The organism is Sphingomonas sp. IC081 (assembly GCF_006874585.1).
Classification (GTDB): Bacteria; Pseudomonadota; Alphaproteobacteria; order Sphingomonadales; family Sphingomonadaceae; genus Novosphingobium.
In genome coordinates this window covers 324,422-334,421 of record NZ_CP029762.1, presented here as the reverse complement: position 1 = coordinate 334,421, position 10,000 = coordinate 324,422, and the positions used below count along the sequence as shown (strand labels likewise).

Annotated in this window: 6 protein-coding genes (1 of these 6 only partly in view); 3 read left to right on the top strand and 3 right to left on the bottom strand. The window is 65.9% G+C overall.

Annotation, left to right across the window (positions count from 1 at the left end):
- Nucleotides 1–282, top strand: partial view of a CHAP domain-containing protein gene (locus DM450_RS19835; protein ID WP_260610604.1) — the 3' portion only. Its footprint begins 153 nt before the window's first position; only the last 282 of its 435 coding nucleotides appear in the window; its start codon lies beyond the left edge, outside the window; the stop codon is at nucleotides 280–282.
- Nucleotides 283–295: 13 nt separating this feature from the next.
- On the opposite strand, the gene DM450_RS19830 is transcribed toward DM450_RS19835, so the two are convergent.
- Together DM450_RS19830 and DM450_RS19825 are read right to left on the bottom strand one after the other, a co-directional pair.
- Nucleotides 296–2,422, bottom strand: coding sequence for a TonB-dependent siderophore receptor (locus DM450_RS19830; RefSeq protein WP_260610603.1), 2,127 nt, complete (start codon nucleotides 2,420–2,422; stop codon nucleotides 296–298).
- A 54-nt stretch (nucleotides 2,423–2,476) separates the two neighbouring features.
- Nucleotides 2,477–4,852, bottom strand: coding sequence for a PepSY domain-containing protein (locus tag DM450_RS19825; protein WP_142638461.1), 2,376 nt, complete (start codon nucleotides 4,850–4,852; stop codon nucleotides 2,477–2,479).
- A 411-nt stretch (nucleotides 4,853–5,263) separates the two neighbouring features.
- Here DM450_RS19825 and DM450_RS19820 point away from each other — a divergent pair, with 411 nt between their 5' ends.
- Together DM450_RS19820 and DM450_RS19815 are read left to right on the top strand one after the other, a co-directional pair.
- Nucleotides 5,264–7,720, top strand: a complete 2,457-nt coding sequence (locus tag DM450_RS19820; RefSeq protein ID WP_142638459.1) for a glucose/quinate/shikimate family membrane-bound PQQ-dependent dehydrogenase — start codon at nucleotides 5,264–5,266, stop codon at nucleotides 7,718–7,720.
- A gap of 129 nt (nucleotides 7,721–7,849) precedes the next feature.
- Nucleotides 7,850–9,217, top strand: coding sequence for a carbohydrate porin (locus DM450_RS19815; RefSeq protein ID WP_142638457.1), 1,368 nt, complete (start codon nucleotides 7,850–7,852; stop codon nucleotides 9,215–9,217).
- Between the two features lie 19 nt (nucleotides 9,218–9,236).
- Here the strand turns inward: DM450_RS19815 and DM450_RS19810 are convergent, their stop codons facing one another.
- Nucleotides 9,237–9,854: a TetR/AcrR family transcriptional regulator gene (locus DM450_RS19810; RefSeq protein ID WP_142638455.1), complete on the bottom strand. Its 618-nt coding sequence runs from the start codon at nucleotides 9,852–9,854 to the stop codon at nucleotides 9,237–9,239.
- Between the last annotated feature and the right edge of the window lie 146 nt (nucleotides 9,855–10,000).

The following is a 10,000-nucleotide window of genomic DNA, read 5'->3' as shown; positions in this document are numbered from 1 at the left end:
TCGGCGATGCCGCTCGGCCATGTTGCCGTCGTGCAGAAAGTCGTCGACGGGCGCCACATCCTGCTCGACCATGCCAACTGGTCTTCACCCGGCATGATCGAACATGGCGCTCTGGCCGAAGACGTCTCTACCGCAGGAGACTGGAGCGAGGTTCGTGTCTGGTATGCCCCTTCGCGGGCGCTGGGTTCGCGCGTGAACCCGGTCTTCGGGTTCATCTATCCCCAGGGCAGCGACGCCCGCACCGAAATCGCGGCGGCCGACAGCGGCGACAGCGCCTCCTGACCGGTTCCAGCGCTCAGAACCTGCGCCGGAACTCCACGAACCAGCTCCGCGCATTGCCGAGGTAGGCCCCCTTGGCGCCGGTGAAGCCGGATACCGCGTAATACTTGTCGAAGATGTTCTCGATCCGGAACTTGACCTCGGCAAAGCCGAAATCGTGCGAGACCGTAGCGTCGAACACCGTGAAAGGCTTCAGCCTGTCGCCCGAGCGATCGATCTGATCGGAAACGTACTGCCCCCCAAAGGCAAATGCCGTCTCGATCGCCTGCACCTGGTAACGCGTCCAGAAACCGGCCTGATGGTGCGGCGTGTTGGGGAAACGATCTCCCACCGAATTGTCGATCGACTGGCCTTCGGCAGTCCCGGTAATGCGGGTGTCATTATACGCATAGTTCAGCGAAACGACCCAGTCACGGGTGACGTCCGCGGTTACCGTGGCTTCGACGCCCTTGCTGGTCACCTCGCCGATCGGAGCCAACTGGTCCACTCCGTTCACGGCGTCCTGGCTGTCGTCGATCTGCAGCACGTTGCGGCGAACGATGCGATAGGCCGCCAGGGTCGTCTGGATGCGTCCGTTGAGCAGATCGGTCTTTACGCCGGCCTCTATCTGGTTGCCGGTTTCAGGAGCGAACGGGCCGCCGGCGAGCGGTGACTGGTCTGACACGTCTTGGGGTTCGAAAGCCTGCGACCAGCTTACATAGAACGACACGTCCTTGCGCGGTTTGTAGATCGCGCCCGTCCGCCAGGTAGTGGCCGCCGAACTGGCATTGTCGCCAGCAATATAGTCGTTGTCATCGAACCAGTCGCGACGTACGCCGCCGACAAGGATGACATGCTCGCCGATGCCCAGCTGTTCCTGCAGGTAGACGCCGCGGCGCAGCGCACGCGCATCGGTGTAGGACGGTGTGACGCCCGAAAGATCGGGCTTGGAGGAATCGCTGTAATCGGGATCGATCAGCGAGAGCGCCGGGACGTTGCGGGTGGCGTAGTTCTGGCCGGTCGAATCCTCGCGGTACCAGTCCCCGCCAAGCAGCACGGTATGCTCCAATGGCCCTGTGACAAACTTGCCGATCAGGTTGGCGCCCAGCGACAACCCTTCGACATGGCGGTGCTGCTTGCGGAACTCGCGCGTGACCGTGTCGTAGACACCGTCGCCATCGGTGTCGCGCAGGGCTACCGGCTCGTGGTATTCCTGATCCTCGTTGTAGCGGAACCAGCGCCCGGCGACATTGAACGAGATCGCATCGGACAGCTTGCTGTCGAGCCGCGCCTGCGTGACGAGGCCATTGTAGCGGATGAAATCACCCGGATCGTTGTGATTCCAGCTGCGGTAGGTGAGGAAGTTGCCATCGGCATCGATCGGGATTCCGCGCAACCGGTTGCCCGGCAGGTCCTGATCGTAGTCGGTCATCTGCACCGTCAGCTTGGTGTCGTCTGAAATCCTGGCGGTGAGCCCGGCATCGGCCACCAGCGTGCGGCTGCTCGCGTGGGCCCGGTAACTGTCGTAATCCTCGTAGAACAGGCCGGCGCGGCCCGATAGCACACCGTCCTTGTCGAGCGGACCGGTCACGTCGAACGAGCCGCCATAACGATTGCGCCCGCCGACGATGGCGCGCATGTTTGCGGCGAACTGGTCGGAGGGCTTCTTGGTCACGTAGTTGATCGTGCCGCCCGGCGAACCGGCACCATAGAGCATGCCCGCCGGCCCCTTGAGGAACTCGACGCGGTCGATGGTGAAGAGTTGGGGGACCGAGAAGGTCTGGAACGGGTCACCGCGCAGCCCGTCATAATACGTCACGTCCTGGCTGAAACCGCGATATGTGACGGTTGCGTAGTTGTTGGCACTCACACCCGGCACGTTGCGATAGAGATCGCGGATGTCGCGCGCGCCCTGGTCCTCGATCATGTCCGAATTGATGACCTGCACCGATTGCGGCACATCCAGTGGATCGGCGGCGATCTTGCCCACTTCGGTTTCGGTGACGCGGTAGAGTGTCTGCGCGCGGGCGGTGACGACGATCGTCTCCCCCTCGTTGCCGCCGCCGATTTCGGCCGCTTCCTCGGCATGGGCGGGCATGAGCCCGCTCATGCCGAGCGCAGGCAGGATAAAGGGCAGGTGCGAGACGAAACGGGGGGAAAGCATCGGAGGAAGTCCTCAAAAACACATAGGAGACTGCGGGCGAGAACCCGAAGGCGATCAGTAGATGTCGCGGAGGTAGAGGCCCGCTTCGGCCATGCCGTCGAGGCGGTCCTCGCCAAGTGCCATGCGCAGGGCAGCATCGACCGCCGGGGCCATGCCCTGCAGGCTGCCGCACACGAGAATGGCCGCGCCCCGGTCCACCCATTCGGCGATGTCCGGCGCGGCATCGGCAACCAAGTCCTGCACGTAGCGCCCGCAATCGGCATCCCGCGACCAGGCGCGGTCGAGCCGGGTCAGGGTGCCGTCCGCCAGCCAGCCTGCAAGTTCATCGGCGAGCAGCGCGTCATGGGCCCGGTTTCGCTCACCAAGCAGAAGCCAGTGGCCGCCCTGCCCGCTACAGGCTGCCTGTCGCAAGTGGCTGCGAAGGCCGGCGATACCGGTGCCGTTGCCGATCAGGATCAACGGGCGAGGCTCTCGCGGGGTATGAAAACCGCTGTTCGAACGCAGCCGCATCGCGGTCGTGCTGCCGATCCCGGCATGGACCGTCAGCCATCCCGAACCATGCCCGAGCGTGCCGTCGCTGCGAGTGACCTGACGAACGATGAATTCGATGCGGCCATCGGCGGGAATCGAAGCGATCGAATACTCGCGGTGGCTGACCGGCGCACCCTCCACCGCTCCCCCGGGAAGCACTTCGGCGATGTCGCCCGCCCGCCAATCAGCCACCTTGCCGTCTGCAGGCTCCAGCGCCACCCGGTAGACCGGCCCGCCTGCCGAGCCCGGGTTGAGCAATTCGCGTTCGACCAGGCGCCAGGGACGGTCCGTCTCGCCAGCCCAGGCCCCGGTATCCTTGGCGCCAAGAAGGGCAAGGTTGTGCTGCCAGCGGCCATGCGCGGCAGGATCCTCGCCATCGACTTCAATCGTCTCGAACAGCGGCGTCGCGCCGCCCGAGCGCAGCCAGCCGTCAACCTTATGGCCGAACGCGCAGAACTCGGCATATTCGCGGTCGCCCAGCGCCAGTACGGCATAGTCGAGATGCGCCACGCTTGGCGGCGCCGCCATGGTCTGACGGGCAAAGCGGCGCACGGTGTCCGGCGGCTCGCCCTCGCCATAGGTGCTCACGACAAAGAGCGCGCGCTCCGCGCCGGCCAGTTGCCCCTCGTCGAGCGAGGCCAGCGGCACCAGTCTTGCCCCGCCGAGGGCCGCCGCGGTCTGCCGCGCAAGGCGCTCCGCGCCGCCGGTCTGGCTGGCATAGGCGACCAGTGTCGTGGCGTTTGTGCCCTCAACATCGGCGGTGGCTTCCGCCTGTACCGCGCGCTTGCGACGGCGGCGGGCGAAATAGAGCAGCAGTCCGGTCACCGTGAACAACGGCATCGTCAGGCTTGTGATCAGGATGACGATACGTCCGGGCAGGCCGAATATCGCGCCGCGATGCACCTCGTACATGCTGGTGGCGACAACAGTGCCGAGCGGCTTGTCGGCATAGCGTTCAACCTTGAGCACATGACCGGCGGCAAGGTCGATGCTGTAGTCGTCGGTCATCCGATCGTGCCGCGCGCCGGGCAGAAGCACCCGGAAACGCCCCTCCGATCCAGTCTCGGGCATTGTAACCTGGACCGCATCGAACCGCCCGCCGGTCGCCGTCATCAATGTCGGCCAGGCGCGCGCCAGTGAAGTCGTGGCAGGCGCCGTTTCGCCTTCGATCTCACCGGCTGGCTGCCTGCCTTCGTGGCCGCCCTCCGGCACCTTGCCGGTCAACACATATTGCGCGCCCTCCCGGTACCATTCGTAGGACCACCATAGACCCGTCAGCGCGGACAGCAGGTAGGCCAGTGCCACCCACGTTCCGATCACGACGTGCAGCGCGCGGTAGAGATTGCGCCCGCTCTTGCGCCAGTCGAGCACCAGCCACGCCCTCCAGTCGAGCGCACGGCGCGGCCAGCGCAGATAGATACCCGAAAGCGCAAAGAACAGCAGCGAGATAGCGGCGAACCCGGTGATCTGGCGCCCGATCCCGCGCGGCCCCTCGGGCAAGGCCAGCCAACGGTGGATATTCTCGACCGTCTGGAAAAAGCCCTCACCGTTCGCCTTGCCGAGCAGGCGGCCATCGCGCGGATCGACGCGGGCGCGTTCGCCCCGCTTGCCCTTTTCGAGCGCAGCGAAGCGGACTTCCCAGGCGCTGCCGGCATCCGCCACGACCGTGAACCGCTCCACCCGCTCGCCGGGACGCTGCGCCTGCACCCGCGCCAGCACCGCCTGCGGCGACAGGGCCACGCGGCCATCCGGCGCAAGCCGGACAACGCCGGGGCTCAGCGCCCGCATGATCTCGTTCTCGAAACTCAGCGTCGCGCCGGTGATCCCCATCACCGCAAGGACAAGACCCGCGGTGATGCCGAGGAACCAGTGGATTTGAAACAGTACCCTGCGCGCCAACTCGATCGTGCCCCATCGACGGGGCCCAAACCCCGATTTTTGCAACCCGGCGCGGCTACCGTGCGGCCTCCTTCGGGCCACATCGAATCCGTCGCACCGATGAGGCAGTTAATGCAACCAATTCGCAATAGCAACACATGCGATTGCAAAACCGTTTCCACGCCTGCCAGGGCACCCCGCCGACTCGCGGGACCAGCCTGCCAGGACGCCAACAATATTGATCTATATCAATCTGTTAGGTTTGATTTTCCAGCTAAACTTGTGCCCGTAACCGTTGTGTACTAATTGGTACACACGTTCGATGACGGCATGACCGCTCTCGTTATTTCGTATCATTCGATGCAGGCTTGCCGTCACCCCCCGATTGGCGGCACCTTCCTGCACGTACATAGAAACATGAGGAGGTGCCGCATGTCAGGCACACACAAGCATGTCAGTACACCGGGCTCAGGCCCAGCCCGCGCCGGAATAGCCACCAGGGCCTGGCTCTGGCTGCTCGGCGGCGTGATCGTTGCCGCCGGTCTTTTCTTCACCCTGGGCGGCGCCAAGCTGGTCAGCCTGGGCGGCAGCTTCTACTTCCTGATCGCCGGCCTCGTCCTGCTGGCCTCGGGCCTCCTGCTCATCCGTCGCAAGCGCGCCGGTGCACTGCTGTTCGGCGCAGTGTTCCTCGGCACCGTCCTGTGGTCGCTGTGGGAAGTCGGACTCACCTTCTGGCCGCTGATCTCGCGCCTGCTGGCAATCGGAGTCGGCGGCACCGTCGTTGCGCTCTCCTATCCCCTGCTGCGCCGCGCCGAAGGGCTCGCTCCCAACTGGAAGCCCGCTCTGGCCGTCGCTGCCGTGGTCGGGCTCGGCTCCGCCGCCGGCTTTGCAGGCATGTTCGTACCGCATCCCACGGTTCCCTTCACGGGCACCGAAGGCGCGCTGGTGCCGGTCGATCCCGCCCATGCACAGCAGAACTGGCAGGCCTACGGCAACACGCCGGGAGGCAGTCGCTTCGTGGCGCTCGACCAGATCACCCGCGACAATGTGAGCAAGCTCAAGGTCGCCTGGACCTACCGCACCGGCGACGTGGCAATCAGCGACGGTAACGGCGCGGAGGATCAGGACACCCCGCTGCAGGTGGGCGACACTGTCTACATCTGCACCCCGCACAACAATGTCATCGCGCTCGATGCCGATACCGGCCGCGAGAAGTGGAAGGCGCGGATCGACGCACGCGCCTCGGTGTGGAACCGCTGCCGGGGCCTGGCCTATTTCGATGCCAGGGCGCCGATCCAGCAGCCCGCCATGCCCGGCTCCACACCGGTCACCGCCGTCACCGTGCCCCAAGGCGCGCCGTGCCAGCGCCGCATCCTGATGAACACCATCAATGCCGAACTCATCGCGCTCGACGCCGATACCGGCAAGTTCTGCGCGGACTTCGGCAATGGCGGCCGCGTGGACCTCAAGGCCGGCCTCGGCAATGCGCCCGATCCGCAGTACCAGCTGACGTCCGCACCGACGCTTGCCGGAACCACCGTGGTCGTCGGCGGCCGCGTGGCCGACAACGTGCAGACCGACATGCCCGGCGGCGTGATGCGCGGCTTCGACGTCGTCACCGGCAAGCTGCGCTGGGCCTTCGATCCGGGCAACCCGGCGATCACCGGCATGCCTGCCCCCGGCCAGACCTATACCCGCTCGACCCCCAACGTCTGGTCGGCGATGTCCTATGATCCGGCGTCCAACACCGTCTTCATGCCGGTGGGCAGTTCCTCGGTCGACCTTTACGGCGTGCCGCGCACCTCGCTCGACCACAAGTACGGCGCCTCGATGCTCGCGCTCGATGCGACCACGGGTAAGGAAAAGTGGCACTTCCAGACGGTCCACAACGACCTTTGGGACTTCGACCTGCCGATGCAGCCGACCTTCCTCGATTATCGGAAGGACGGCAAGAGCGTGCCCGCGCTGGTCTTCGGCACCAAGGCCGGCCAGCTCTATGTGCTCGACCGCCAGACCGGCAAGCCGCTGACCGAAGTGGCGAACGTCAAGGTCAAGGCCGCGAACATCCCGCACGAGCCCTATGCCCTCACCCAGCCCAAGTCCGTCGGCATGCCGCAGATCGGCGCCGGCAAGCTGACCGAGGCCGACATGTGGGGCGCCACGCCGTTCGACCAGCTGATGTGCCGCATCGCCTTCAAGGGCATGCGTTACGAAGGGCTCTACACCGCGCCCGGCACCGACAAGTCGCTGAGCTTCCCGGGATCGCTGGGCGGCATGAACTGGGGCGGTCTCTCGATCGATCCCACCACCAACACGATCTTCGCCAACGACATGCGCCTCGGCCTATGGGTGCAGATGTTCCCGCAGACCAAGGCCCAGCAGGGCAAGTCCGGCGCGGCCGGTGAAGCGATCAACACCGGCATGGGCAGCGTTCCGCTGAAAGGCACGCCCTATTCGGTGGTGAAGGACCGCTTCCTCTCGGCGCTTGGCATTCCCTGTCAGGCCCCGCCGTTCGGCACGCTCACCGCGATCGACATGACGACCCGCCAGATCAAATGGCAGGTCCCGGTCGGCACCGTGCGCGACACCGGCCCGATGGGCATCAAGATGGGCCTGCCGATCCCGATCGGCATGCCGACGCTGGGCGGCACGCTGGCGACGCAGGGCGGCCTCGTCTTCATCGCCGGCACGCAGGACTATTACCTGCGCGCCTTCAACGCGGCGAACGGCAAGGAAGTCTGGAAGGCCCGCCTGCCGGTCGGCAGCCAGGGCGGCCCGATGAGCTACAAGTCGCCCAAGACCGGCAAGCAGTACGTGGTGATCACCGCCGGCGGCGCGCGCCAGTCGCCCGACCGCGGCGACTACGTGATCGCTTACGCGCTGAAGTGAAGGCTCCCGGAGCCTCCATCACGCCGGTCCGGTGACCGGTCCGGGGGCGGATTCCCAACTCCGTCCCCGGACATCCTGTTCCACATCAAGTAGACCCGCGCCGGTGAAGGCCGCGGGAAGGAGGGGGCCTTGGCCCAGCGTATCCACACTCTCACGCTCGCCGCCGGCGGTCTCGCCTTGGCCCAGCCCTTCACGGCAACCGCAGTTCGCGCCGAAGAAACCGAAGCGGGCGAGGAACAGCCCGCGCCGGTCTCGGCGCCAATTGTCGCCGTGCCTGCAGCGACCACCCAGCCCGCCGCCCCACCTGCCAACGGCCGAGACACATTGACCGGCGACTGGGGCGGACTGCGCACCTCGCTCAAGCACGCAGGCGTGACGGTCCGGGGCGATTACGTGTCTGAGACCTTCTCGGCGGTCGATGGCGGACAGCGACGCGGCACCAGCTACGTCCATCAGGTGCGCCTCGGTGCCGACTTCGACATGGACCGCATTGCCGGGATCGAGGGCGGCATCGTCCACGTGACCTTCAACGACCGGCGCGGCGTCGGCATCTCGTCCGACTTCGTGGGCAACCGCCTGCCCATTCAGGAGGCTGCCGGCGGCTACTACGCCCGCCTCACCGAGGCGAGCTGGGAGCAGAACCTGATGGGCGGCAAGCTCAATCTGCGGCTCGGCTATTTCGCGATGGGCAACGATCTGGGCGGCATGCCGATCGGCTGCACTTTCGTGAACGCCGCCTTCTGCGCGCATCCCCTGTCCATGTCAGGCGACAGCGGCTGGTACAACTATCCCAATGCGCGCTGGGGCGCAGCGGTGCGCTACAAGCTGCGCCATGACGTGATCCTGCGCACCGGCGTCTACCAGGTGAATCCGCGCCTCAACGACGAGGACAATGCCTGGGATCCCTTCGCGGGCGGCACCATCGGCGTCGTGCTGCCCGTCGAAGTCGAATACGACCCCGGCGTGAGGAAGGGCAGCCGGGTACTCCCGGGCCACTACAAGATCGGCTTCTATTACGACACCTCGCGCGTGACCAAGCAGGGCGGCGGCGGCACCGTTACGGGGCGCCACGGATTCTACATCCTTGCCGACCAGATGATCTGGCGCGAGGGCACCGGTAACCGCGGGCTGTCGCTGTTCGGCCAGTTCACCGCAAATCCGCAAGTCTCTGGGCAGATTACCCGCTGGTACGCCGGCGGTCTGGTCAAGACCGGCACCTTCAAGGGCCGCGATGCCGACAGCATCGGCCTTGGCGTGACCCACGCCGTGGTGGACCCCCGCCTGCGCCGTCTCCACGTCGACACCGCCCCGATCCCCGGCAGCTACGCCTCGCTGCCCGCCGGGGAGACAGCCATCGAACTGAGCTACGGGTTCCAGGCCAATCGCTGGCTGCTAATCCGGCCCGACGTGCAGTACATTGTCGAGCCGGGCGCGTTCAGCTTCCGCTCGACGCCGAATGCACTGGCACTGGGCTTCCAGGTGCGGATGACGTTTTGAAAATAAGCCTCGCGCCCGTTCACAGCGCGAGGCAGTAGCGCCGCACGGTTTCCACCACTTGTGCCTTGCGGCGCTCCGCCACCGCCTCACTCGTGAGATCCACGTCGAACAGGGCGCGGAAGGTGTAGCGGTTGGACACGAAGTAGAACGCCAGCGCGCTGATCGTCATATGCAAGTCCACCGGATCCAGCCCCGCGCGGAAGCTGCCTTCGGCGACGCCGCGATCGATCAGCGCTTGCGTGCGCGGCAGCACGAGGTCGTTCTTCGCCTCATCCACCGCGCCGACATGCGGGCCGTGGCGCATGTTCTCGTCCATCACCAGCCGCACCAGTTCGGGGTGATGGAAGTGATAGTCGAACGTCAGCGCCGTCAATCGCTCCAGCGCGGCGACCGGGCACATATCCTCCAGCCCGGCATCAAGTTCGGCGGAGCGGATGCCGCGATAGGCCTCGCGCATGACGGCGCGGTAGAGGCCCTCCTTGCTGCCGAAATGGTAATAGATCATCCGCTTCGAGGTGGCCGTGGCGGCGGCGATCTCGTCCACGCGCGCACCCGCAAAGCCCTTGTCGGCAAAGTTCGCCGTCGCGATCCTCAGGATCTCTCGGCGATTGTTCTCGGTAGACTGATCTCGCTCCACGGCCCGCCTATGCGGCGGCAGATCGCAGGAGGCAACACGAGAAAGAGCCCGCGAAAGCCGGGGTAAGGCTTTCGCGGGCTCCGCGCCATCGTTCCATCCCGTCGGATGGCCCCTTGTGCGCAGCCGACCTTGGGGTGCCGGAACCT

Excerpts from the sequence above, each read along its gene's own strand:
- DM450_RS19830 (WP_260610603.1), bottom strand. The coding sequence starts at position 2,422 with ATGCTTTCCCCCCGTTTCGTCTCGCACCTGCCCTTTATCCTGCCTGCG.
- DM450_RS19820 (WP_142638459.1), top strand. The coding sequence starts at position 5,264 with ATGTCAGGCACACACAAGCATGTCAGTACACCGGGCTCAGGCCCAGCC.